Origin of the sequence: Kitasatospora sp. NPDC087315 (assembly GCF_044744345.1) — a bacterium.
GTDB lineage: Bacteria > Actinomycetota > Actinomycetes > Streptomycetales > Streptomycetaceae > Kitasatospora.
The window spans coordinates 100,691-123,549 of record NZ_JBIUYD010000011.1; the positions used below are offsets into that span (position 1 = coordinate 100,691).

Sequence of the window (22,859 nt, forward strand, 5' to 3'; positions counted from 1 at the left end):
GGCGGTTTGCGCACCGGGCGCGGGGAGCCGGGCCGCACTACCGCATTCCGGTCGGATCCGAAAGTGCGTCATCCATCGTGCAGGGCGGCGCGGTACGGTGGTCCCGCCTGGCGATGGGGCCGTTCGGGGGAGAGATCCGACCGGGGGGTGGACCTCGTTGAGGATTCGACTAGCATTGAGCGAAAGCCTGTCCGTTTTGCTCAAATTAGTGGCTTAATGTCGGCTAGCGTGGGTAACTGTGGATCAACTGCAGGCACGAGGCAGCTGGGGAAGGCGACCCTCGTCCACAGCCTGGAGGTCCCGGTGACGACACGTGGAGTCCTGTACATCCACTCCGCGCCCCGCGCGCTGTGCCCGCACGTCGAGTGGGCCGTAGCGGGGGTGCTTGGTGTGCGGGTGAGCCTGGACTGGATCCGCCAGCCGGCCTCGCCCGGACACTGGCGTGCCGAACTCTCCTGGAAGGGGGAGCCCGGCACGGCCTCGAAGCTCGCCTCCGCGCTGCGCGGCTGGCAGCTGATGCGGTACGAGGTGACCAGCGAGCCCTGCGCCACGGCGGAGGGCGAGCGGTACAGCAGCACGCCCACGCTCGGCATCTTCCACGCCGTCACGGGCATTCACGGCGACATCCTGATCCCCGAGGACAGGCTCCGCGCCGTGCTGCTCCGCGCCCGCAGCGAGGGCGCCGACCTGGAGGCCGAGATCTCCCGGCTGCTCGGCAAGCCCTGGGACGACGAGTTGGAGCCCTTCCGGTACGCCGGCGAGGGCGCCCCGGTGCGCTGGCTGCACCAGGTGGTCTGAGCGACCGGTCCGCTCGGGCCCGAGCGGACCGGCGGACGCGAAAGGGGTCCGGCGCTCGCGATGAGCGCCGGACCCCTTCGTGTGGGCCGGGCCGGACCTCCGTCACGGAAGGCCGGGCCCGCCCCGAGGGCCTCAGACGGTGCGGAAGGCCAGCACCACGTTGTGGCCGCCGAAGCCGAACGAGTTGTTCAGCGCCGCGATCCGCCCCTCGGGCAGCCGGCGGGCCTCGTCGCGCACGATGTCCGCGTCCACGTCGTCGTCCAGCTCCTCGACGTTGATGGTCGGCGGGGCGATCCGGTTGTACAGGGCCAGCACGGTGGCGACGGTCTCGATACCGCCGGCGCCGCCCAGCAGGTGACCGGTCATCGACTTGGTGGCCGAGACGGCGATGTGGTCGAGGTGCTCGCCGAGCTCCTTGCGCAGCGCCTTCAGCTCGGCCGTGTCACCCTGCGGGGTCGAGGTGGCGTGCGCGTTCACGTGCACGATCTCGGCCTTGTCCAGCTGGTTGCGGTCGAACAGGTCGGCGAGCGCGCGGGCCACGCCGGCACCGGTGGGTTCGGGCTGGGCGATGTGGTGGGCGTCCGAGGACAGGCCCTGGCCCACGGCCTCGCAGTAGATCCGGGCACCGCGCGCCTCGGCGTGCTCGATCGACTCCAGCACGACCACGCCCGCGCCCTCGCCGAGCACGAAGCCGTCCCGGCCCTTGTCGTACGGGCGGGAGGCGCGCTGCGGCTCGTCGTTGTTCTTGGACATCGCCATCATGTTGGCGAACGCGGCGATCGGCAGCGGGTGGATCGCGGCCTCGGTACCGCCGGCCACCACGACGTCGGCGCGGCCGGAACGGATCATCTCGATCGCGTAGCCGATCGCCTCGGCGCCGGAGGCACAGGCGGAGACGGGGGTGTGCACACCCGCGCGGGCGCCGACCTCCAGACCGACGTTGGCCGCCGGGGAGTTGGGCATCAGCATCGGGACGGTGTGCGGGGAGACCTTGCGGGAGCCCTTCTCCTTCAGCACGTCGTACTGGTCGAGCAGCGTGGTGACGCCGCCGATGCCGGAGGCGATCACGGCGCCCAGACGCTCGGGGGTGAGCTTGGAGGAGTCGTCGGTGGCCGGGGTCTCGTAGCCGGCGTCGGCCCACGCCTCACGGGCGGCGATCAGCGCGAACTGCGCCGAGCGGTCCAGCCGGCGGGCCAGCGGACGGGGCAGGATCTCGCCCGGTTCGACGGCGGTGCGCGCGGCGATCCGGACGGGCAGGTCGGCAGCCCACTCCTCGGTCAGAACCGCCACTCCGGAACGCCCGGCGACCAGGTTCTCCCAGGTGGTGGCGGCGTCGCCGCCCAGCGGCGTGAAGGCGCCGATACCCGTGACTACCACGGTACGGTTTTCAGCGGTCACTGGATCTTCTTCTCTCACGTTTGTGCGGCGTTCGGCGGCGCGCCGGGGGGTGGGACCCGGCCGGGGCGCCCAACAGGGCGTCCCGGCCGGAGAGTCGGCCGGCTCAGGGAGCCGGCCGACGGTCAGACGTCGTCGAGTGAATCGAACGCGTCGATCGCTCAGGCGTCGGCGTTGGTGAGGATGTAGTCCACCGCGTCGCCGACGGTCTTCAGGTTCTTGACCTCGTCGTCCGGGATCTTCACGTCGAAGCGCTCCTCGGCGGCCACGACGACCTCGACCATGGACAGCGAGTCGACGTCCAGGTCATCGGTGAAGGACTTGTCGAGCTCGACGTCCTCGGTCGGGATGCCGGCGATCTCGTTGACGATCTCAGCGAGACCTTCCAGGACCTCGTCCTTGGTAGCCATACTGGCTGCTCCTCTTCGGTGTTGAATGCGGCCGCCCGGCGGACGGACGCAGGCTTGCGGGATAAGTGGGGCGAAACGCGCCTAGGGGAGCGTAACGACTGCCGCGGCGTAGACCAGACCCGCCCCGAACCCGATGATCAGTGCGAGGTCGCCGCTGGAGGCTTCGCCGCTCTCCAGCATGCGCTCCATCGCCAGCGGGATGGAGGCCGCGGAGGTGTTGCCGGTCTCGGTGATGTCGCGGGCGACCGGCACCGTGTCGGGCAGCTTCAGCGCCTTGATCATGGCGTCCGTGATGCGCATGTTGGCCTGGTGCGGAATGAACGCGCCGAGCTGGTCGGCGGTGATCCCGGCGGCGTCCAGCGCCTGCTGGGCCACCTTGGCCATCTCCCAGACCGCCCAGCGGAAGACCGTCTGACCCTCCATCCGCAGGGCTGGCCACTTGGTCTCCGGGCCCGCGCCGTTGACGGCGTCCTCCTTGGCGAAGGCGGTGTCCCAGGCCTGGGTCTGCGTGATGACGTCCTTCTGGGAGCCGTCCGAGCCCCAGATGACCTTGCCGATGCCGGGAGTGTCGGACGGGCCGACGACCGCCGCGCCCGCGCCGTCACCGAAGATGAATGCGGTCGAGCGGTCCGACTGGTCGGTCAGGTCGCTGAGCCGCTCGACGCCGATCACCAGGACGTACTCGGCGCTGCCGCCGCGGATCATGCCGTCGGCCAGGCTCAGGCCGTAGCCGAAGCCGGCGCAGGCGGCCGAGATGTCGAAGGCCGGGGCGGTGCCGCAGCCGAGCCGCTCGGCGATCTCGGTGGCGATCGCGGGGGTCTGCTTGAGGTGCGAGACCGTCGCGACGATCACGCCGCCGATCTGGTCCGGGGTGAGTCCGGCCTGGGCGATCGCCTTGCCGGAGGCCTGCACCGACATCTCGGCGACGCTCTCGTCCGGACCGGCCCAGCGGCGCTCGGCGATCCCGCTCCGGGTGCGGATCCACTCGTCCGAGGAGTCGATCCAGTTCAGCACCTCGGCGTTCGGGATCACCCGGACCGGGCGGTAGCCGCCGACACCGAGGATGCGCGAGTACTGCGCGCCGATGGCCGGGCGGATCTGAGGGGCGCTTCTCATGCCTCGTTCTCCTGGTCCTGACCGCCGTGCTCCGCGACCAGCTCACGGGCCTTGTCGAGGTCGGCGGGCGTCTTCAGGGCAAGCGTCGCCACACCCTTGAGGTTGCGCTTGACCAGTCCGGTGAGGGTGCCCGCCGGGGCGAGCTCGATGACGGCGGTCGCGCCCAGCTCCCGCAGGGTCTCCATGCACAGGTCCCAGCGGACCGGGTTGGAGACCTGCGACACCAGGCGGTCCAGCACGTCGGTACCGGACGACACGACCGCGCCGTCCCGGTTGGAGAGGTAGGTGACCTTCGGGTCGGCGACCGACAGGGTCGGGGCCAGCTTCGCCAGGCGCTCGACGCCCGGCGCCATGTGCTCGGTGTGGAACGCGCCGGCGACCTTGAGCGCGATCAGCCGGGCACCGGCCGGCGGGTCGGCCTTCAGGGCCTCCAGCTGGGCCAGCGTGCCGGCGGCGACGATCTGGCCGCCGCCGTTGTTGTTGGCCGGGGTCAGGCCGTGCTCGGCGAGCTTGGCCGCGACGGCCTCCGGCTCGCCGCCGAGGACGGCGATCATGCCGGTCTCGGTGGCCGCGGCGGCCTCGGCCATCGCCAGGCTGCGCTCACGGACGAAGGTGAGCGCGTCGTGCGCGGTGAGCACCCCGGCACCGGCGGCGGCGGTGATCTCACCGACGCTGTGGCCGGCCACGGCGCCGACCAGCGTCCGGGCGCTGTCCTCGTCCGGGAACAGTGCGTGGGCGGTCACCAGGCCGGCCGCGACCAGCAGCGGCTGGGCGACGGCGGTGTCCTTGATTTCCTCGGCGGACGCCTCGGTTCCGGCGTGCACCAGGTCGAGCCCGGCGACCTCCGACCAGCCGCGCAGGCGGTCGGCGACACCGTCGACCTCCAGCCAGGGGCTGAGGAAACCGGGGGACTGGGCACCCTGTCCAGGGGCGACGATTACGAGCACGGTTCAACCCTCTCTCGCCAGGCGCCCGGGGGCGGGTAGGCGACGGTAACGAAGAAAAGCATCCGGGATTGTCAGTTCCCTACATCGCGGTCAATTGTGCTCTCCAGCCGCGGCGAGTCGTCCCAGCGCCAGTGCGATGCGCAGCGTGAACGCCGAACGTACGTCGGAGGGAGCGTAGCCCGTGACGTCTGTCACACGTCGCAGCCGGTAGCGCACCGTGTTGGGATGGACGAAGAGCATCCGGGCGGCACCCTCCAAAGAGGAGGCCTGCTCCAGGTAGACACTCAGGGTCTCCAGGAGTGCCGAGCCCGCCTCGTCCAGCGGTGTGTAGATCTCCTCCACCAGCTGGCGGCGGGCCGCCTGGTCTCCGGCGAGCGCGCGTTCGGGCAGCAGGTCGTCGGCCAGCACCGGGCGCGGGGCGTCCGGCCAGGCGGCGCAGGCCCGCAGGCCGGCGGCGGCGGCGTGGGCCGAGCGGGTCGCCGACAGCAGGTCGGGCACGGTCGGGCCGACCACCACCGGGCCCGCCGCGAACTGGCCGATCAGCGCCCTGGCCGCGTGCACCGGCTCCTTGTCGCCGCCGACCACCACCACCAGGCGCTTGCCCAGCACCCCGGTCAGCACATGCAGCTTGGCGTACCGGGCGGCCCGGCGGATCGCCTCGACCACCAGCTCGCTGTCCCCGTCCGGGGCGCTGCCCATCACCACCCGGACCTGGCTCGGCTGGCCCCAGCCGAGCGCGGCGGCCCGGGAGAGGACTCCCTCGTCGGCGTCACCGGAGAGCAGCGAGTTGACGACCAGTGCCTCCAGCCGGGCGTCCCAGGCGCCGCGCGCCTCGGCCGCCTGGGCGTAGACCTGGGCGGTGGCGAAGGCGATCTCCCGGGCGTACACCAGGACGGACTCGCGCATGTCCGCCTCGTCACCGGGGGCGGCCACCTCCTCGATGGCCTCCTCCATCACCTCGATCGTGGTGCGGATCAGCTCCACGGTCTGGCGCAGCGTGATCGCCCTCGTCAACTCGCGCGGTGCGGTGCCGAAGACGTCGGTGGAGATGGCCTGCGGGGCGTCGGGGTGGCGGTACCACTCGGTGAAGGCGGCGATCCCGGCCTGGGCGACCAGGCCGATCCAGGAGCGGTGCTCCGGCGGCATCCGCCGGTACCAGCCGAGCTGGTCGTCCATCCGCGCGATCGCGGCCGTGGCCAGCTTGCCCGAGGATTTCTCCAGCCGCTTCAGCGTCGCGACCCGGCGCTCGGCGCGCTCGGCGGCGAGTCTGCGTTCCTGTACGGTCAGGCGCGGCGCCGCCCGGCCGGGCCGGTCCCGGCCGGCCCCGGACGTCGGGCTCTTCCCGTTCTTGTCGGGCTTGGCGTTCGGATCGCTCTTGGAGTTCGCGGAAGCGGCTGGCACAAGGACAAGACTGCCTCACCGGAGTGGCTGCTCGTGCACGCCCCCCGCCGGAGGGCCACGGTGGCGGCCGTCACACCCGCTACCGTGGAGGCCGTGACCGACGCCCCCGCCCGCCCCCGCGCCGACCTGCGCCGCACCGCCGAGCGCCACCTCTCGATCCCGGCCGAGGGCATCGAGACCAGACACGCGTTCTCCTTCTCGGGCCACTACGACCCGAAGAACACCCACTTCGGCGCGCTGCTGGCCTGCAACGAGGAACTGCTCGCCCCCGGCGCGGGTTTCGACGAGCACAAGCACCGGGACACCGAGATCCTCACCTGGGTGCTGGAGGGCGCGCTCGCCCACCGGGACTCCCGCGGTCACAGCGGGGTGGTCCGCCCCGGCATGATCCAGCACCTGAGCGCGGGCTCCGGTGTCACCCACACCGAACGCAACGTCGGCGGCGCCCGGGGGCCGGTCCGCTTCATCCAGATGTGGCTCCAGCCGGACGTCTTCGACGCGCCCCCGGTGTACGGGCTGCGCCGGGTGGAACCGGCGGACGGCGGGTTGACGCTGCTCGCCTCCGGCCTCGAACGGGACGCCGGGACGGACGCCCTGCGGCTGCGCCGTTCCGACGCCGCGCTCTGGCTGGCCACCGCGGGGCCCTGGCAGCCGCTGCCCGAACTCCCGGCCGCCGCATGGCGGTACGCCCATCTGACGGCCGGTTCGCTCGGCTACCGCACCGTGCCGGGCCCGCAGGGCGGCGGCCGGTCGATGGTGCCCGGCGACAGCGTCCGGATCACCGGCAGCGCCTTCGCGGACCCGACGGCCGGGGAGACCGGCGCCGAGCTGCTGCTCTGGGAGATGCACTCGCCGGTCTCGTACGGCTGAGCGGGGCCCGCGGTGGGCGGCCGGTGCGGCGCGCCCACCGGGCTTGCTCAGCCGCGCAGTTCGGCCAGGACGGCGTCGCTGAGGAGCGGCCAGGACTCGGCGGCCCACGGGCCGAAGTCCCGGTCGGTGAGCGCGACGCAGGCCACGCCCGCCTCGGGGTCGACCCAGAGGAAGGTGCCGGACTGGCCGAAGTGGCCGAAGGTGGCGGGCGAGTTGGCGGTGCCCGTCCAGTGCGGCGCCTTGCCGTCCCGGATCTCGAAGCCGAGGCCCCAGTCGTTCGGGCGGCGGTGGCCGAAGCCGGGCAGGACACCGCTGGTGCCCGGGAAGGCGACCTCGCGGGTGGCCGTGCGTACGGTGGACGGGTCCAGCAGCTTGGGCGCCTGCAACTCGGCCGCGAACAGCGCGAGATCGCCCACGGTGGAGAGACCGCCGGCTCCGGCGGGGGACTTGTGCGCGGTGTTGATCAGCGTCGAGCGCATGCCGAGCGGCTCGAACACCGCCTCGGCGGCGTACCGGCCGAACTCGATGCCGGACGCCTGGGTCAGGGTCTGTGCCAGCACGTCGAAGCCGGCGTTGGAGTAGAGCCGGCGGTTGCCCGGCTCGGCCATCACCCGCTGTTCGTCGAAGGCCAGCCCCGAGGTGTGCGCCAGCAGGTGGCGGACGGTCGAACCCGCGGGCCCGGCCGGGTCGTCCAGCTCGAAGACGCCCTCCTCGACCGCGACCAGGACGGCGTACGAGGTGAGCAGCTTGGTCACCGACGCCAGCGGGAACAGGTGCTGCTGCGGGCCGTGTCCGGCGAGCACCGCGCCGTCCGCGCCCCGTACCACCGCCGCCGCGGCGTTGGGCACCGGCCAGTTCTCGATCATCCGCAAGCTCTCCATGGGCCCGACTCTAACCGGGTGGTCCGAGCACCCGCGTGGGAGGCTTGCTTGGAGTGCACTCCAACTCGCTAGCGTCGTAGACACCGCTCACCACTGGGGGTTCCGATCATGGCAACGCTCGCGCCGATCGAGGTCGACCCGCGCACCTGTTCCGACGTGTTCAACCAGCCGGTCGGCGACCCGGACCGCACCCCGCGGCACAGCATCAGCGAGGTCGCGGCGGCCAGCGGACTGACCGCCCACACCCTGCGCTGGTACGAGCGGATCGGTCTGCTCGACCCGGTCGACCGCTCCGCCTCCGGCCAGCGCCGCTACTGCGACGCCGACCTGCACCGGCTGGCCTTCCTGGGCCGGCTGCGGCTGACCGGAATGACGGTGGCCGACATGCTCCGGTACGTCGAACTGGCCCGCCAGGGCGAGCGGACCTTCGAGGGACGGCGCGACCTGCTGGTCGCCCACCGCGAGGAGGTCCGGCAGCGCATCGCCGACCTGCACGCGACCCTCGCCGTGCTCGACTACAAGATCGATCTCTATGCCGGGAAGATCGCCGACCGCGGCGAACCGGCCCGCCGCCAGCAGAGGAAGAAGCAGAGCGCATGACTCTCCCCACCCTCCCCACCACCCAGCTGGGCACCGACGGTCCGTCCGTGGGCGTCCAGGGCCTCGGCTGCATGGGCATGAGCGAGTTCTACGGCCCGACCGACACCGCGGAGGCGCTCGCCACCCTGGACGCCGCCCTGGAGGCGGGCGTCACCCTCTTCGACACCGCCGACGCCTACGGCTTCGGCCGGAACGAGGAGTTGATCGGTCCGTTCGTCCGCGCCAACCGCGACCGGGTGGTGGTCGCCACCAAGTTCGCCATCGAGCGCAAGGAGGACGACCCGGCCCACCGGGGCATCCGCAACGACCCGGCGTACATCCGGGCCGCCGCGGACGCCTCGCTGCGCAGGCTCGGCGTGGACGTGATCGACCTCTACTACATGCACCGCCGCGACCCGGACGTGCCGCTCACCGAGTCGGTGGGCGCGATGGCCGAGCTGGTCCGGGCGGGCAAGGTGCGTCACCTCGGCCTCTCCGAGGTGACCGGCGCCGAACTGCGCGAGGCGTACGCGGTGCACCCGATCGCGGCCCTGCAGTCGGAGTGGTCGGTCTTCGCCCGGGACGTCGAGCGCTCGGCGGTGCCGGCCGCGGCCGAGCTGGGCGTCGCCTTCGTGCCGTACTCGCCGCTCGGCCGGGGCTTCCTGACCGGTTCGTTCGCCGCCGCCGAGGAACTGGCGGCGGACGACGTGCGCCGCACCCAGCCCCGGTACAGCGGGGCGAACGCGGCCGCCAACACCGCGCTGCTGGAGCCGATCCGGGAGATCGCGGCGGCGCGCGGGATCACCGCCGCCCAGGTGGCGCTCGCCTGGGTGCACCAGCGCGCCGAGGTGCACGGCCTGGCCGTGGTGCCGATCCCCGGCACCCGCAAGCGCAGCCGGCTCGCCGAGAACACCGCCGCGGCGACGCTGCGGCTCACCGCGGAGGAACTGGCCGCGCTGGAGCCGGTCGCGGCGAAGGTGGCCGGCGACCGCTACCCGAACATGGCCTTCACCTCGGTCGGCCGCGAGTAGCCGCGCGCCCGGTGCGGGGGCCGGCGGTCCGGTGCGGGGGCCGGCCGGTCCGGCCCCCGTTCCGGCAATCTCCCGGTAAAAGCTGACAACCGGCGTCAGGGTTTCTGGGATCCTCGTGCCATGAAGGCCGACCGCCTGCTCTCCATCCTGCTGCTGCTCCAGACCCGCGGCCGGGTGCCCGCCACCGAACTGGCCGAGCGCCTGGAGGTGTCGGTCCGCACCATCTACCGCGACGTCGAGGCGCTCTCGGCGGCCGGCGTCCCCGTCTACACCGAACGCGGCCGGCACGGCGGGATCAACCTGCTGCCCGGCTACCGCACCGACGTCAGCGGGCTCACCGCCGACGAGGCCCGCGCCCTGTTCGTGCTCTCCGCCCAGGGCGCGCACAGCGACCTCGGGCTGGACGGCGCGCTCGGCTCGGCGCTGCGCAAGGTGATGGCCGCGCTGCCGGCCCCGCACCGCCCGGCCGCCGAGCGGATCAGCGAGCGCGTCCTGGTGGACCCGGCCCGCTGGCTCCAGGCGGGCGTGCCCGCCGGACCGGACCTCGGCGAGCTGCAGTACGCCGTCTTCGCCGACCGCCGGCTGCGGCTGCGCTACCGGCACAGCGGCACCTCGGGGCCCGCCGAGTACACCGTCGACCCGTACGGCCTGGTGAGCAAGGCGGCCGTCTGGTACCTGGTGGCCGATCTGCGCGGTGAGCCCCGGCTGTTCCGGGCCGACCGGGTGCTGGCCGCCGAGACCGCCGAGGAGCCGGTGCGCCGCCGTCCCGGTCTCGGTCTGGGCGAGGTCTGGGCGGTGCTGCGCGAGCAGGTCGAACGGCTGCCCAAGGAGGTGTCGGTCAAGGTCCGGGTGCGGCGCGCCCGGCTGGACATGTTCATCCGCCTCCACGGGACCAGGCTCACCGCGCCGCCGCCCGAGTGGGGTACCGGGCCCGCCGACGAGTGGGTCGAGCTCGCCCTGGGCTTCCAGTCGCTGCCGGCCGTCCGCTCGCTGCTCTCCTTCGGCGGGGACGCCGAGGTGCTCTCACCGCCCGCCGCCCGGCGGGAGATGGCCAGGGTCGCCGCCGAGGCCGCCCGGCTCTACCCGGACCGCGGGGCGGCCCCCGGCCGGGGCAGGGCGTCCGACCGGCCGCAGTCCGCCAGGGAGCGGAGGGTTCAGGCCCCGGCCGTCGGGCGGACCACCTCGTCGTAGTGGCCGAGCGAGATGGCCGCGAAGTTGTGCAGGCTGTCGGTGCCCTCGGTGAAGTAGCCGTTGTGGCCGGAGGCCCGGGCGGAGGAGATCTCCTCGGCGCCGAAGCCGGTCGAGGTCGGGTCGGCGCCGTGGCCGAGCCCGCCGACCTCCAGGTACGGCACGTTGCCGATCCAGTCGCTGCCGTTGCGGGTGGCCCAGACGTGCACGCCGGCGCCCAGTTCGGAGGTGGTCTGCACTCCCATGCCGGGGCTGCCGAACACCACCAGGTCGGTGACCCCGGAGGTGTCGGACGGCGAGGCGGCCGCCCGCGGGATGTCGGGGGCGGCGTTGCCGCAGACCACCGAGCCGTAGGAGTGGCAGAGCAGCGACGGCGGGGCGTCCGGCCGGGTGGTCTCCTTCAGCCCGGCGAGCAGCCGTTCCAGCCGGGGCGCGGCGATGTCGGCGAGCCGCGAGGTGACGGCGTCCGGACCGAGTCCGGAGGGGGTGACGTAGCCGGTCCAGGCGATCACCGCGGTCCGGGTGCGGGGCGACTGCCGCCGCTCCTCGGCGTACAGCGCGCGGGCCATCCCGGCGGGGGAGCGCAGCGGTTCGGCGGTCTGGTCGAAGTGGCCGAGGTCGGCGTCCGAGCCGGGGACCAGGACGGAGATCCGGTCGGCGTCCGCGAGATCGCCCCAGACCTCGGTGACCAGGCCGCGGCCGCGCGGGTCGAAGGCGAGGACCTGGCGGTCGGGGGCCAGCAGGTGCTCGATGTCGTTGGCGCGGGAGACGGCCAGCGCGCGCAGGTCGGAGTCGAGCTTCCGGTTGTTGGCGCGGTCCCGGGCGTGGTCCCGCTCGGCGGCGAGGGCGATCCGGTTGGCGCGGTAGCGCAGCTCCACCGGGGCGCCGTCGAAGTTGCCGACGACCAGCGGGTAGTCCTGGATCAGCCGGTCCAGTTCGGTGGGGGCGAGCGACGTGAAGAACTCGGCGGCGGCGGCCGGGGTGGTGGTGGCCGGGTCGGGCAGACCGCGGCCGAAGGAGTGGTCCTCGACCCAGGCGGCGCTGCCGGCCGGAGGCGTGGAGATCGCCAACTGCTCGGTGGACGCGGCGGCCTGGGCCGCCGCCGCACCGGCGTCGGCGAGCACGGCGCAACCCGCGAAGGCGCCGATCAGTACACGCTTCCACCGCCGACGGCGCATCGCGTCAACTCCCTAGGGGCCCGTCACCGTTCCGCGGGCGGGGGCCCGGAGGGTGCTACGACTGCCAACTTCCCTTCGCAAGCCTAGGGCGCCCGGAGGAGTGATGGACCCGCCCTAAACTGTGTTTAGCATCACATGAACCGCCGGTGTCCGGGCGGCGTCACCGGGCCGCCTCCGCGTCGAACTCCTTGACGAGCCGCTTCGGTGCGGTGCGCCGCCAGGCGTCGGTCAGCAGGTCGCGCAGCTCGTCCGGGTCGACCAGGTCGAGCCGGACGCCCACCCAGCCGTGCCGCCCGACGTACTGGGGGAAGGAGAACACCTCGGGCTCGGCGGCGAGCAGCTCGGCCTGGTCCTCCCGGGAGGCCTTCACGCTGACCGTCCCGCCGTCCGGCGAGCCCATCGCGAAGATCTTCGAGTGGACCCGCAGCGTCTCGATCTCCCAGGTCGGCTCCTGGACGGCCTGCGGCAGGGCCAGCGCCATCGCGCGGAACTCATCGAACGTCACCATGGCGGCAGGGTAGGGCAGCGGACCGACACCGCGCCCCGGAACGCACGGCGTTCCGGGGCGGCGGCCGCTCCGGCGCTGGTCAGACCAGACCCAGCGCGTACGCGGCGAAGAGCGCCGCCGCGGCCCCGGCCACGGCCTTCCAGGCGCGGGAGAACGCCGTCCAGGGCCCGTCGAACCGGCGGGTGAACCACCCGATCGTCACCAGGACGGCGCCGAACAGCGGGAGCAGCGCCAGCCGGGCGGCCACCCAGCCCAGAGTCGACGGTGCGGTGGTCAGCCCCGGCACCGCGCCCAGGGCCGCCGCACCGGGCACCGCGACGGCGAGCATCGCGCTCTGGTGCCAGCAGAAGATCGTCATCGCCGAGAGGTTGACGGCCACCACCGGCAGCCAGAGCAGCGGCCGGCGCCCCAGCAGCCGGCCGAGCCGCTCGCGCAGCAGGACCGCCGCGCCGCACTGCACCGCCGCCAGCGCCAGGACCAGCAGGGACGGCGGGTGCGAGTTGGTCCGCTCGGCGCCGGGCACGCCGACCATGCTGGCCGGGTAGTGGAAGACCAGCAGCAGTACGGCGAACAGCGCACCGCCGCCGAGCAGCAGCAGCCGCGCGGCCGGGCGGCGCAGCCGGCCCTGCGCCCAGAGCACGCCCAGCTGGTAGCCGAAGAGCCAGCCCGGCAGCACGTTCACCAGCCCCACCCAGGACGGCACCGCGTCCGCCCAGGGCCCGTACCGCCCCAGGTCGACCAGGGCGACGACGGCCACCAGCGCGCCCGCCGACCAGCCGCGCAGCCGGCGGCCGGCCGCCACACAGAGCGGGGTGAGCGCGGTCAGCCCCAGGTAGACGCCGATGTACCAGAGCGGCTGCACCACCAGCACCGAGCCGGTCCGGACGGTGTCGCCCGGCACTCCGAGCCGCTCCAGCAGCGGGATCAGCAGTGCCCAGACGGCCGTCACCCCGAGCACCGGGCGCAGCAGCCGCACCGCCCGGCCGCGCAGCCAGCCCGGGTACGTCACGCCCTTGGCGCGGGCCCGCTCCAGCGAGTGGACGGTGGAGTGGCCGCCGACCAGGAAGAACACACCGAGCATCTGGAGCACCCAGCTGAGCGGGGCGAAGAAGCCGAGCGAGCCGAGCGGGCTGGCGTTGTGCAGCGCGCCGTCGGGGGAGAGGGTGAAGCCGCCGAGCATCCAGTGGCCGACCGGGACGGCGAGCAGGGCGAGGGCGCGCAGCCCGTCCAGGGCGCGGTCGCGGGTCTCGGGGGTGCGGGCGTCGACCTGGTGGGCGGCGCGGCGCAGGGCGGTGAGCGGGTGGGCCATGGCGGTGCTCCTCACGGTGGCACGGGCGGGACGGGCGGGTCGGGCGCGGCTGGTCAGCGGCCGAGGGCGATGTCGGCGAAGGCCGCGAGGGAGGCGGTGCCGGGCGCGAAGTACCCGGTGTGGCCGTGCGAGCCGGTGGCGGGCAGCGGGCGGGCGCCGAAGGCGGGGCCGGTCGGGTCGGCGCCGTGGCCGAGGCCCAGGACGGAGACGAACGGCACGTTGCCGATCCAGTCGGAGCCGTTGCGGGCGGTGGCCCAGAGCGGGACCTCCGGGTCGAGATCGGCGGCCGAGCCGACGCCCATCCCGGGCGAGCCGAGCACCACCACCCCCGAGGACTGCGCGGGCCCCGGCCGGGCCAGCCCGCAGACCACCGAGCCGTAGCTGTGGCAGAACACCGTGGCGGGCGCGTCGGGCCCGGTGGTGACGGCGAGTCCGTCGAGCAGCCGGGCCAGCCGCTTCGCCCCGGCGTGGGCCAGCTTCTCGGTGGCGGCGTCCGGGCCCACGCCGACCGGGGTGGTGTAGCCGGCCCAGGCGATCACGGCGGTCCGTCGGCCGGTCGCGTCGTGGAGCGCGCGGGCCATCCCGGCCGGGGTGCCGTACGGGTCGGTGGCGCGGTCGAAGCTCAGCAGGTCGATGTCGGAGCCGGGCACGACGACGGCCGTCCGGCGGGCGGTGGCCAGGTCGCCGTAGACCTCGGCGACCTGGCCGCGGCCGCGCGGGTCGAAGGCGAGGATCTGCCGGCCGCCGTCGAGCAGGGTGCGGTAGCGCTCGGCGCGGGCGCGGGCGGCGGCGTGGTCCTGCGGGGTGCGCGCCGGGTCGGTGGCGCGGGCCAGTTCGCGGCCACGCTCCTCGGTCAGGGCCAGCGCGTTGGCCCGGTAGCGCAGTTGGACGGGGGCGCCGTCCAGGTTGCCGACCACCAGCGGGTGGCGGACGGCCAGCGCGTCCCGCCGGGCCGGCGTGAGGCCGGCGAAGAAGGCGGCCACCTCGGCGGGCGTGGCGGTGGCCGGGTCGGGCAGGCGGATCCCGAGGGTGGTGTCCGCCACCCAGGCGGTGCTGCCCGGTGGCGGTCCGGTGAGGGCGTGCTGGGTGTCGGCGGCCCAGCCGCCCGAGCCCAGTACGGCGGCCAGGGCCACCGCGGCGGCGGTGAGCGCCCGGCGCAGACGTGTGGACCTGTTCTGGGGGCGCTGCTGCCGCATGTCCCTTGTCTCCCTTGTCCGTTCGGTCTCGACGGAGAGGAAGGTAGGAATGCGGCGGCCCCGCGGGCGTCACACCGCGGGGCCAACTCCCGGGTACTACCCGGGTATCACGAGGGGGGAAGTGCTACTGACCAGGTGTCACCAGGCCGGACTCGTAGGCGAGCACCACGGCCTGGGCGCGGTCGCGCAGGTCGAGCTTGGCGAGGATGCGGCCGATGTGGGTCTTGACGGTCTGTTCGGCGAGCACCAGCCGGGCGGCTATCTCCTGGTTGGAGAGGCCGCGCGCGATCAGCTCCAGCACCTCGGTCTCGCGCGGGGTCAGGCCGTTGAGCCGCAGCTTGGGGTCGCGGCGCCTGGCGGGCCTGGTCCGGGCGAAGTCCTCGATCAGCCGGCGGGTCACCGACGGGGCGAGCAGCGCCTCGCCGGCCGCGACCACCCGGACGGCGGCGATCAGGTCGGCCGGGGGCGCGTCCTTGAGCAGGAAGCCGCTGGCCCCGGCGCGCAAGGCCTCGTACACGTAGTCGTCCACGTCGAAGGTGGTCAGCATCAGCACCTTGGGGCGGTGCGCGCCGGGCACGGCCGGGTCGAGCAGCCGCCGGGCCGCCTCCAGGCCGTCCATGACGGGCATCCGGACGTCCATCAGGACCACGTCCGGATGGGTGCGGCCGGTGACCTCCAGGGACTGCGCGCCGTCCGCCGCGTCGCCCACCACATCGATGTCGCTCTGGGCGTTGAGCAGGGCGGCGAAGCCGGCCCGCACCATCGCCTGGTCGTCGACGATGATCACGCGGATGGTCATGCGGATGTCTCCAGGGGGGTGTCGAACGGCAGGACGGCGGCCACCTTGAAGCCGCCGTCGGGCAGCGGGCCGGTGTCCAGCCTGCCATCCAGCAGGCGGACGCGTTCCCGCATGCCGACCAGACCGTGGCCGGTGCCCTCGGCCGAGGCCTCCAGGGACTCGACGCGCTCGGGCGGGGCGCCGTTCACCACGGTGACCAGCAGCGCGGGGCCGTCCACGGCCAGCGAGACCCAGACCCGCGCGCCGGGGGCGTGCCGGACGACGTTGGCCAGCGCCTCCTGGACGATCCGGTACACGGAGAGTCCGACGGCCTGCGGCAGGGCGTCGTCGAGTTCGGGCGCCACGGACAGTTCGGCCGGCACCCCGGCCCGGGCGACCGTCTCGACCAGCTGGGCCAGCTGCCCCACCCCGGGCTGCGGCACCTTCTCGGTGGTGGACTCCTCGCTGCGCAGCACACCCAGCAGCCGCCGCATCTCGGCCAGCGACTCACGGGCGGTGCCGGCGATGGCGGTGAACTCCTCGGCGGCGTCGTCCGGGACTCCGGTGATCCGGTAGGGGGCGCTGGCGGCCTGGACGGCGATCACCGACATGTGGTGGGCGACCACGTCGTGCAGCTCGCGGGCGATCCGGGCGCGCTCCTCCAGCAGGGTGCGCCGCTCGCGTTCGGCCTCGCTGATGTGCTCCTGCTCGGTGAGCAGCCGCTGGGCCTCGGCCCGCTCCCGCAGGGCTCCGCCGAGCAGCAGGACCGCGCCGGTCAGGACCACCGCGAGCATGCTGTTGTCGCTGCCGACCTCGGCCGTGGCGCCGGCCAGGGAGAGCGCGAGACTGGCGGCGGCGGTGGCCAGCCAGACGGAGAGCAGGGTGCGGCGCGGCTCGCGGAGGGCGAGCGGGAGCATCAGCAGCAGATAGCCGACCATGCTGGTGGCCGGCCAGGGCCAGGCGGAGGAGGTCCCCCGCCCGGTGGTCAGGATCAGCAGGGACGTCAGCAGGTTGGTGCCGCCGATGACCCACCAGGCGGCCAGCGGGCGGCTCGGCGTCAGCAGCAGCGGTGCCGTCTGCGCGATGGCGAGGCCCGCGGCGAGCCCGGTCGCGAGCTTGTAGTCGTGCGCGAGGACGTTGATCGAGTTGGGCAGCAGGGAGGTGAAGGCGGCCAGTGCGAGGACGTAGGGGAGGTAACGGACCCACCGGCTGGAGGCGTTGGCCAGCATCGGGGTGCGGTCGGCGGACGGTCGGGCGAGCGGCGCGAGCAGGGCCCGCAGCGGGTCGCTCCGGGCCGGTCCGGGGGGCGGGTCGATCATCCCGCCAGGGTAGGCGGGCCGGGCGCCGCCGTCGTCCGACCGGGGGCCGGGATCCCGGGTAGTACCCCGGTATGACCCGGTACTCCGGTACGACCCGGTGCCCCGGGTGCGACTGGACGGCGGCCCGCCCGGGTCCGCCGGTCCTCAGTGCCGCCAGTCGCCGGCCAGGGCGGGGCCGAGCTGGTCGAAATGACGCTCGATCAGGGTGATCATGGCCTCCGGGCCGCACTTCTCCTGGTCGTCGCACCAGGACAGGTGGGCGGAGCGCAGCACGCTGCCGAAGACGGCGGCCAGTACGGTCGGACGCAGGTCCTCGGCCGGATCCAGCCCTTCGCGTTCGGCGATCACCGTGACCACGATCCGCTCCTGCTGCGTGATCCGGCGCAGGTGCGCGGCGAGCAGGGTGGGGGTCTCCTCGATCAGCCGCACCAGCTCCAGCGCGCTGGTGATCGAGCCCGGTCCGCCGAGGTCGCCGGAGCCCAGGTCGCGCCAGGACTGGACGATCGCGGCGCGCAGGGCCTGGAGCGGGTTCTCCTCGGCCGGGCGGCGGCGCAGGCACTCGATGAAGTAGTCCTCGGCGTCGGCCATCACGGCGAGCGCGACCTCGTCCTTGTTGGCGAAGTACCGGAAGAAGGTGCGCTGCGAGACGTCGACGACGGCGGCGATCTCGTCCACGGTCGTACCGGCGAAGCCCTGGGTGAGGAAGAGCCCGTGGGCGGCGTGCACCAGGGCGTCCCGGGTGCGTTGCTTCTTGCGCTCGCGCAGCCCGGGCGGTCGGCCGGAGGCGCGGTCGGCCGGGTGGTCCGGTGTGCGGTCGGGCGTGTGGTCGGCGGCCGGATCGGGTGTCGCGCCGGGGGCCGTGCCGTCGGCGGTTCTGCCGTCCGGGGCGGTGGCGGGGGGCGAGGTCTGAGCGGCCATGGCGGGGGCCTTCCGGGCGGTGGTGCGGGAGGGGTGTGATCACAACCTTAGCGCTCTGACAAATGTCAGCTGAAGTCAGAAGTCACCATTTGCCGAATGTCAGTGGCTGACATAATCTGCCGGAAGTGGCGTCCGTCGGGCCGGGTGACTCGTGGGGACGGGTGGGCCGGGGCGCCACGACCACGTTTGTTCTCTGCCATGCCCCGGAGGGCCCCAGATGAGCCAGTCCGCCGTCAAGAACGCCCAGCCGGGCGTGGAGCCGCCACACCGGCCCCCGTCCGGGAACCGGCTGAAGGGACACCCCTGGCTGACCCTGCTGACCGTCGCCGTCGGCGTCATGATGGTGGCCCTCGACGGCACGATCGTCGCGATCGCCAACCCGGTCATCCAGGCCGACCTGAAGGCCGCGCCCTCCGAGATCCAGTGGGTGACCAGCGGTTATCTGCTGGCGCTGGCGGTCTTCCTGATCACCGCGGGGAAGATCGGTGACCGGTTCGGCCACAAGAACACCTTCCTGGTCGGCGCGGTCGGCTTCGCCGCCACCTCGGCCGCGATCGGCTTCGCCACCAGCATCCAGACGGTGATCGCCTGCCGGGTGCTCCAGGGCCTGTTCGGCGCGCTGCTCCAGCCGGCCGCGCTCGGCCTGCTGCGCGGGGCCTTCCCGGCCGAGAAGCTCAACATGGCGATCGGCATCTGGGGCGGGGTGATCGGAGCCTCCACCGCGGCCGGCCCGATCGTCGGCGGTCTGCTGGTCGAGCACGTCAACTGGGAGTCGGTGTTCTTCATCAACATCCCGGTCGGCCTGATCGCGCTGGCCCTCGGCGTCTGGATCCTCCAGGACGTGCGGGCCGAGAAGGCCGCCAAGTCCTTCGACCTGCCCGGCATCGCCCTGCTCTCGGTGGCGATGTTCGCCCTGGTCTTCGGCATCATCAAGGCGCCCGAGTGGGGCTGGGGCAACGCCTCCACGCTGCTGCTCCTGGGCGGCGCGGTGGTCCTGATGGTGGCTTTCGCGCTCTGGCAGCGGGTGGCCCGCGAGCCGCTGATCCCGCTCGGCCTGTTCCGCTCGGTGCCGCTGTCGGCGGGCACCCTGCTGATGGTGCTGATGGCGTTCGCCTTCTTCGGCGCGATCTTCTTCGTGACCTTCTACCTGCAGAACGTCCACGGGATGTCGCCGGTCTCGGCCGGCGTCCACCTGCTGCCGATGACCGCCATGATGATCGTCGGATCACCGGTGGCCGGCCTGGCCATCGGCAAGCTCGGCCCGCGGATCCCGATCGTGGCCGGCATGCTGGTCACCACCACCGCCATGTTCGGGATGTCCACCCTGGACGCGGGCTCCGGCACCGGCGTGATGTCGCTCTGGTTCGTGCTGATGGGCCTGGGTATCAGCCCGGTCATGGTCGGTGCCACCGAGGTGATCGTCGGCAACGCCCCGCTGGAGCTGTCCGGCGTGGCCGGCGGCCTCCAGCAGGCCGCGATGCAGGTCGGCGGCAGCCTGGGCACCGCCGTGCTGGGCGCGCTGATGGCCGCCAGGGTCACCGACGTGCTGCCCGGCAACTGGGCCAGGGCCGGCCTGCCGCCGGTCGAGCCCGCGCAGACCGAGGGCCTCAACCAGGCCGCCCAGCTCGGCATCGCTCCGCCCGCCCCGGCCGGCACCCCGCAGCAGGCGGTGGACGCGATGGCCGGCGCGGTGCACGACTCCTTCGTCAGCGGGATGTCGCTCGCCTTCGCGGTGGCCTCCGTGGTGGCCTTCGCCGCCGCCCTGCTCGGCCTGCTCACCCGCCGCGGCACCACCGACGCGGGCCCGGCCGTGCACATCTGACCGGCCCCGCGCGACGGCGGCCCCGGACTCCGCGGAGTCCGGGGCCGCCGTGCGTCCGAACCGAAGACCGTTCGAGTGCCGCACATGCCGAAGGGCCGGACCTCCGTCGAGGAGGTCCGGCCCTTCGGTGTCCGACTGCGGATCAGGCGTCGCCGCCGGCGGCGCCCGGGTCGGCCGCCGCCACGTCCAGCAGCTGGTAGCGGTCGATCGCGTCCTTCAGGGCGCTGCGGTCGACCTTGCCCTGCTTGGCGAGCTCGGTGAGCACGCTCAGGACGACCGACTGCGCGTCGATGTGGAAGAAGCGACGGGCCGCGCCACGGGTGTCGGCGAAGCCGAAGCCGTCGGCGCCCAGCGACTGGTACTGGCCCGGCACCCAGCGGGAGATCTGGTCCGGTACCGCGCGCATCCAGTCGGAGACGGCGACGAACGGGCCCTCGGCGCCCTGGAGCTTCTGCGTCACGTAGGGGACGCGCTGCGTCTCCTCCGGGTGCAGCAGGTTGAACTCCTCGGCCTCCACCGCGTCGCGGCGCAGCTCGTTCCAGGAGGTCGCGGACCAGACGTCGGCCTTGACGTTCCACTCCTCGGCGAGGATGCGCTGGGCCTCCAGGGCCCACGGCACCGCCACACCGGAGGCGAGGATCTGCGCCGGGATCTGGCCGGCGGTGGCCGGCGCGTACCGGTGCAGACCCTTGAGGATGCCCTCGACGTCGACGTTCTCCGGCTCGGCCGGCATCTTGATCGGCTCGTTGTAGACGGTCATGTAGTAGAACACGTCTTCGCCGTGCGGGTGCTGCTCGCTGGAGCCGTACATCCGCCGCAGACCGTCCTGGACGATGTGCGCGATCTCGAAGCCGTACGCGGGGTCGTACGCGACGACGCCCGGGTTGGTCGAGGCCAGCAGGTGCGAGTGGCCGTCGGCGTGCTGCAGGCCCTCACCGGTCAGCGTGGTGCGGCCGGCGGTGGCGCCGATCACGAAGCCGCGGGCCAGCTGGTCGGCCATCTGCCAGAACTGGTCGCCGGTGCGCTGGAACCCGAACATCGAGTAGAAGACGTACACCGGGATCAGCGGCTCGCCGTGGGTGGCGTAGGACGAGCCGGCGGCGATCAGCGAGGCGGTGCAGCCGGCCTCGGAGATGCCGTCGTGCAGCATCTGGCCGGTCGGCGACTCCTTGTACGCCAGCAGCAGATCGCGGTCGACCGACTCGTAGGTCTGGCCGAGCGGGTTGTAGATCTTCGCCGACGGGAACAGCGAGTCCATGCCGAAGGTGCGGTACTCGTCGGGCGCGATCGGCACGAAGCGGTTGCCGATGCCCTTGTCCCGCATCAGGTCCTTGAGCACCCGGACGAACGCCATGGTGGTGGCGATGGTCTGGTTGCCGGAACCCTTCTTGACCGCCTTGTACGCGTCGTCGCCCGGCAGCTCCAGCTGGCGCGGCCGCACCTTGCGGGTCGGCACGTAGCCGCCCAGCTCCCTGCGGCGGTCGTGCATGTACTGGATCTCCTCCGAGTCACGGCCCGGGTGGTAGTAGGGCGGGTAGCCCTCCTCCAGCTGCTTGTCCGTGATCGGGATGTGCAGGCGGTCGCGGAAGCGCTTCAGGTCCTCGACCGTGAGCTTCTTCATCTGGTGCGTCGCGTTGCGGCCCTCGAAGTTGGGGCCCAGCGTCCAGCCCTTGACGGTCTGGGCGAGGATGACCGTCGGCTGGCCCTTGTGCTCGCGGGCCGCCTTGAACGCCGCGTACACCTTGGCGTGGTCGTGGCCGCCGCGACCCAGGTGCTGGATCTGCTGGTCGGTCATGTTCTCGACCATCTTGCGCAGGCGCAGGTCGCTGCCGAAGAAGTTCTCGCGGATGTACGCGCCGGTCTCGGTGGCGTAGGTCTGGAACTGGCCGTCCACCGTGGTGTTGAGCTTGTTCACCAGGACGCCGTCGCGGTCCTGCGCGAGCAGCGGGTCCCAGCTGCGGTCCCAGACGAGCTTGATCACGTTCCAGCCGGCGCCCCGGAACTGGGACTCCAGCTCCTGGATGATCTTGCCGTTGCCGCGGACCGGGCCGTCCAGGCGCTGCAGGTTGCAGTTGACCACGAAGGTCAGGTTGTCCAGACCCTCGCGGGCCGCCAGCGACAGCTGGCCCAGCGACTCCGGCTCGTCCATCTCGCCGTCGCCGAGGAAGGCGTACACGTGCGAGTCGGAGGTGTCCTTGATGCCGCGGTGCTCCAGGTAGCGGTTCATCCGGGCCTGGTAGATCGCGCCGAGCGGGCCGAGGCCCATCGAGACGGTCGGGAACTCCCAGAAGTCCGGCATCAGCCGCGGGTGCGGGTAGCTGGACAGGCCGTACGGAGCCTTCGACTTCTCCTGGCGGAACGCGTCGAGCTGCTGCTCGCTCAGCCGGTCCAGCAGGAAGGCGCGGGCGTAGATGCCGGGGGAGGCGTGACCCTGGAAGAAGATCTGGTCGCCGGACTCGCCCTCGGCGTCCTTGCCGCGGAAGAAGTAGTTGAAGCCCACGTCGTACAGCGACGCGGAGGAGGCGAAGGTGGCGATGTGGCCGCCCACGCCGATGCCCGGGCGCTGGGCCCGGGAGACCATGACGGCCGCATTCCAGCGGGTCGCGTTGAGGACCTTGCGCTCGATCTCCTCGTTGCCGGGGAAGAACGGCTCGTCCTTGGTGGCGATGGTGTTGACGTAGTCCGTGCTGCGCATCTCGGGCACGGCGACACGCTTCTCGCGGGCGCGCTCGATCAGGCGGAGCATCAGGTAGCGGGCACGCTCGCGCCCCCGCTCGTCGATGGCCGCGTCAAGCGACTCCAGCCATTCCGCGGTCTCCTCGGGATCGAAGTCCGGGACCTGACTCGGAAGGCCGCCAATGATGATCGGGTTGCGATCGGATCCGGAAGCCACGCTGTTCCTTCACTGTCGGTCGAAACTGAGGTGTGTCGCGCCGCCTCCATCGTGCTACCGCGCTCGGAGATCCGTCATCTCTACCGATCGGTAACCGTTCCGCCTGGTGGGCGGTACGGTCTGGCGGTGTGCGGCTCAGGCGCTGTCGCCTGCGCCGCGCACCACCGGGTGTTACGAACAGAGGTGGTCCGACCTGGTTGCCCGACCGTCCGATGGCGGGCGGTCGGGGTGAGGGCCAACAGGAGACTCTACGCCCGCGTACGCGCGGACCCGAATGCCGTTCGTATCTCGGGCACGCGTGCGCCCTGTGGGCCGGGACCAC

At 72.9% G+C, this 22,859-nt stretch carries 20 protein-coding genes; 6 read left to right on the forward strand and 14 right to left on the reverse strand.

Translation table 11 applies throughout. The features are described 5' to 3' along the window. Positions 1 to 303: 303 nt before the first annotated feature. Positions 304 to 798 carry a DUF3145 domain-containing protein gene (locus ACIO5D_RS17705; RefSeq protein WP_363607157.1) on the forward strand — a complete coding sequence of 165 codons (495 nt, stop codon included), beginning with the start codon at positions 304 to 306 and terminating at the stop codon, positions 796 to 798. Between the two features lie 132 nt (positions 799 to 930). Here ACIO5D_RS17705 and fabF read toward each other — a convergent pair whose 3' ends face one another. The 5 genes from fabF to ACIO5D_RS17730 form a co-directional block, all read right to left on the reverse strand. Next, positions 931 to 2,196 carry a beta-ketoacyl-ACP synthase II gene (fabF, locus tag ACIO5D_RS17710; protein WP_363607156.1) on the reverse strand — a complete coding sequence of 422 codons (1,266 nt, stop codon included), beginning with the start codon at positions 2,194 to 2,196 and terminating at the stop codon, positions 931 to 933. A 158-nt stretch (positions 2,197 to 2,354) separates the two neighbouring features. Further along, complete coding sequence (locus ACIO5D_RS17715) at positions 2,355 to 2,603, reverse strand: acyl carrier protein (RefSeq protein ID WP_363607155.1); 249 nt, start codon at positions 2,601 to 2,603, stop codon at positions 2,355 to 2,357. A gap of 81 nt (positions 2,604 to 2,684) precedes the next feature. Then, positions 2,685 to 3,719, reverse strand: a complete 1,035-nt coding sequence (locus tag ACIO5D_RS17720; RefSeq protein ID WP_363607154.1) for a beta-ketoacyl-ACP synthase III — start codon at positions 3,717 to 3,719, stop codon at positions 2,685 to 2,687. Next, positions 3,716 to 4,666 carry an ACP S-malonyltransferase gene (locus tag ACIO5D_RS17725; protein ID WP_400796167.1) on the reverse strand — a complete coding sequence of 317 codons (951 nt, stop codon included), beginning with the start codon at positions 4,664 to 4,666 and terminating at the stop codon, positions 3,716 to 3,718. The genes ACIO5D_RS17720 and ACIO5D_RS17725 overlap by 4 nt, the downstream gene beginning before the upstream one ends. 90 nt (positions 4,667 to 4,756) lie before the next feature. After that, positions 4,757 to 5,953 carry a helix-turn-helix domain-containing protein gene (locus tag ACIO5D_RS17730; protein ID WP_363607248.1) on the reverse strand — a complete coding sequence of 399 codons (1,197 nt, stop codon included), beginning with the start codon at positions 5,951 to 5,953 and terminating at the stop codon, positions 4,757 to 4,759. A gap of 207 nt (positions 5,954 to 6,160) precedes the next feature. Here ACIO5D_RS17730 and ACIO5D_RS17735 point away from each other — a divergent pair, with 207 nt between their 5' ends. Then, positions 6,161 to 6,937 carry a pirin family protein gene (locus ACIO5D_RS17735; protein WP_400796170.1) on the forward strand — a complete coding sequence of 259 codons (777 nt, stop codon included), beginning with the start codon at positions 6,161 to 6,163 and terminating at the stop codon, positions 6,935 to 6,937. A gap of 47 nt (positions 6,938 to 6,984) precedes the next feature. Here ACIO5D_RS17735 and ACIO5D_RS17740 read toward each other — a convergent pair whose 3' ends face one another. Next, complete coding sequence (locus ACIO5D_RS17740) at positions 6,985 to 7,818, reverse strand: serine hydrolase domain-containing protein (RefSeq protein WP_400652104.1); 834 nt, start codon at positions 7,816 to 7,818, stop codon at positions 6,985 to 6,987. Between the two features lie 108 nt (positions 7,819 to 7,926). On the opposite strand from ACIO5D_RS17740, the gene ACIO5D_RS17745 reads away from it, so the two are divergent. From ACIO5D_RS17745 to ACIO5D_RS17755, 3 genes are all read left to right on the forward strand, one after another. After that, positions 7,927 to 8,418 (forward strand): MerR family transcriptional regulator, encoded by a 492-nt coding sequence (locus ACIO5D_RS17745; RefSeq protein ID WP_363607146.1) that lies wholly within the window; start codon positions 7,927 to 7,929, stop codon positions 8,416 to 8,418. Further along, positions 8,415 to 9,428: an aldo/keto reductase gene (locus tag ACIO5D_RS17750; RefSeq protein ID WP_363607144.1), complete on the forward strand. Its 1,014-nt coding sequence runs from the start codon at positions 8,415 to 8,417 to the stop codon at positions 9,426 to 9,428. Before ACIO5D_RS17745 ends, ACIO5D_RS17750 begins: the two co-directional genes overlap by 4 nt. Before the next feature lie 120 nt (positions 9,429 to 9,548). Next, entirely contained in the window at positions 9,549 to 10,619 is a 1,071-nt protein-coding gene (locus tag ACIO5D_RS17755; RefSeq protein ID WP_363607142.1) for a WYL domain-containing protein, read from the forward strand. Here ACIO5D_RS17755 and ACIO5D_RS17760 read toward each other — a convergent pair. From ACIO5D_RS17760 to ACIO5D_RS17790, 7 genes are all read right to left on the reverse strand, one after another. After that, the gene (locus ACIO5D_RS17760; RefSeq protein ID WP_400796174.1) at positions 10,583 to 11,794 is read right to left on the reverse strand and encodes an alpha/beta hydrolase; all 1,212 of its coding nucleotides are present in this window, start codon (positions 11,792 to 11,794) and stop codon (positions 10,583 to 10,585) included. The two genes, ACIO5D_RS17755 and ACIO5D_RS17760, sit on opposite strands and share 37 nt — an antisense overlap. Before the next feature lie 160 nt (positions 11,795 to 11,954). Next, on the reverse strand, positions 11,955 to 12,302 hold the full coding sequence (locus tag ACIO5D_RS17765) for an MmcQ/YjbR family DNA-binding protein (RefSeq protein ID WP_363607138.1): 348 nt from the start codon (positions 12,300 to 12,302) through the stop codon (positions 11,955 to 11,957). A 79-nt stretch (positions 12,303 to 12,381) separates the two neighbouring features. Continuing rightward, positions 12,382 to 13,611: an acyltransferase gene (locus tag ACIO5D_RS17770; RefSeq protein WP_400652112.1), complete on the reverse strand. Its 1,230-nt coding sequence runs from the start codon at positions 13,609 to 13,611 to the stop codon at positions 12,382 to 12,384. Positions 13,612 to 13,664: 53 nt separating this feature from the next. Next, on the reverse strand, positions 13,665 to 14,807 hold the full coding sequence (locus ACIO5D_RS17775) for an alpha/beta hydrolase (protein WP_400796177.1): 1,143 nt from the start codon (positions 14,805 to 14,807) through the stop codon (positions 13,665 to 13,667). Between the two features lie 124 nt (positions 14,808 to 14,931). Further along, positions 14,932 to 15,606, reverse strand: coding sequence for a response regulator (locus tag ACIO5D_RS17780; protein ID WP_400796180.1), 675 nt, complete (start codon positions 15,604 to 15,606; stop codon positions 14,932 to 14,934). Continuing rightward, complete coding sequence (locus ACIO5D_RS17785) at positions 15,603 to 16,904, reverse strand: sensor histidine kinase (protein WP_363607130.1); 1,302 nt, start codon at positions 16,902 to 16,904, stop codon at positions 15,603 to 15,605. Before ACIO5D_RS17785 ends, ACIO5D_RS17780 begins: the two co-directional genes overlap by 4 nt. 144 nt (positions 16,905 to 17,048) lie before the next feature. Beyond that, positions 17,049 to 17,822 (reverse strand): TetR family transcriptional regulator, encoded by a 774-nt coding sequence (locus tag ACIO5D_RS17790; RefSeq protein WP_363607128.1) that lies wholly within the window; start codon positions 17,820 to 17,822, stop codon positions 17,049 to 17,051. A 217-nt stretch (positions 17,823 to 18,039) separates the two neighbouring features. Between ACIO5D_RS17790 and ACIO5D_RS17795 the strand changes: the two genes are divergently transcribed. After that, the gene (locus ACIO5D_RS17795) at positions 18,040 to 19,644 is read left to right on the forward strand and encodes an MFS transporter (RefSeq protein ID WP_400652124.1); all 1,605 of its coding nucleotides are present in this window, start codon (positions 18,040 to 18,042) and stop codon (positions 19,642 to 19,644) included. Positions 19,645 to 19,786: 142 nt separating this feature from the next. Here the strand turns inward: ACIO5D_RS17795 and aceE are convergent, their stop codons facing one another. Continuing rightward, positions 19,787 to 22,537 carry a pyruvate dehydrogenase (acetyl-transferring), homodimeric type gene (aceE, locus tag ACIO5D_RS17800; RefSeq protein ID WP_363607124.1) on the reverse strand — a complete coding sequence of 917 codons (2,751 nt, stop codon included), beginning with the start codon at positions 22,535 to 22,537 and terminating at the stop codon, positions 19,787 to 19,789. Between the last annotated feature and the right edge of the window lie 322 nt (positions 22,538 to 22,859).

Excerpts from the sequence above, each read along its gene's own strand:
- ACIO5D_RS17775 (WP_400796177.1), bottom strand. The coding sequence starts at position 14,807 with ATGCGGCAGCAGCGCCCCCAGAACAGGTCCACACGTCTGCGCCGGGCG.
- ACIO5D_RS17780 (WP_400796180.1), bottom strand. The coding sequence starts at position 15,606 with ATGACCATCCGCGTGATCATCGTCGACGACCAGGCGATGGTGCGGGCC.
- ACIO5D_RS17740 (WP_400652104.1), bottom strand. The coding sequence starts at position 7,818 with ATGGAGAGCTTGCGGATGATCGAGAACTGGCCGGTGCCCAACGCCGCG.
- ACIO5D_RS17720 (WP_363607154.1), bottom strand. The coding sequence starts at position 3,719 with ATGAGAAGCGCCCCTCAGATCCGCCCGGCCATCGGCGCGCAGTACTCG.
- ACIO5D_RS17795 (WP_400652124.1), top strand. The coding sequence starts at position 18,040 with ATGAGCCAGTCCGCCGTCAAGAACGCCCAGCCGGGCGTGGAGCCGCCA.
- ACIO5D_RS17760 (WP_400796174.1), bottom strand. The coding sequence starts at position 11,794 with ATGCGCCGTCGGCGGTGGAAGCGTGTACTGATCGGCGCCTTCGCGGGT.
- ACIO5D_RS17745 (WP_363607146.1), top strand. The coding sequence starts at position 7,927 with ATGGCAACGCTCGCGCCGATCGAGGTCGACCCGCGCACCTGTTCCGAC.
- ACIO5D_RS17785 (WP_363607130.1), bottom strand. The coding sequence starts at position 16,904 with ATGATCGACCCGCCCCCCGGACCGGCCCGGAGCGACCCGCTGCGGGCC.
- ACIO5D_RS17715 (WP_363607155.1), bottom strand. The coding sequence starts at position 2,603 with ATGGCTACCAAGGACGAGGTCCTGGAAGGTCTCGCTGAGATCGTCAAC.
- ACIO5D_RS17770 (WP_400652112.1), bottom strand. The coding sequence starts at position 13,611 with ATGGCCCACCCGCTCACCGCCCTGCGCCGCGCCGCCCACCAGGTCGAC.
- ACIO5D_RS17750 (WP_363607144.1), top strand. The coding sequence starts at position 8,415 with ATGACTCTCCCCACCCTCCCCACCACCCAGCTGGGCACCGACGGTCCG.
- ACIO5D_RS17790 (WP_363607128.1), bottom strand. The coding sequence starts at position 17,822 with ATGGCCGCTCAGACCTCGCCCCCCGCCACCGCCCCGGACGGCAGAACC.
- ACIO5D_RS17755 (WP_363607142.1), top strand. The coding sequence starts at position 9,549 with ATGAAGGCCGACCGCCTGCTCTCCATCCTGCTGCTGCTCCAGACCCGC.
- ACIO5D_RS17765 (WP_363607138.1), bottom strand. The coding sequence starts at position 12,302 with ATGGTGACGTTCGATGAGTTCCGCGCGATGGCGCTGGCCCTGCCGCAG.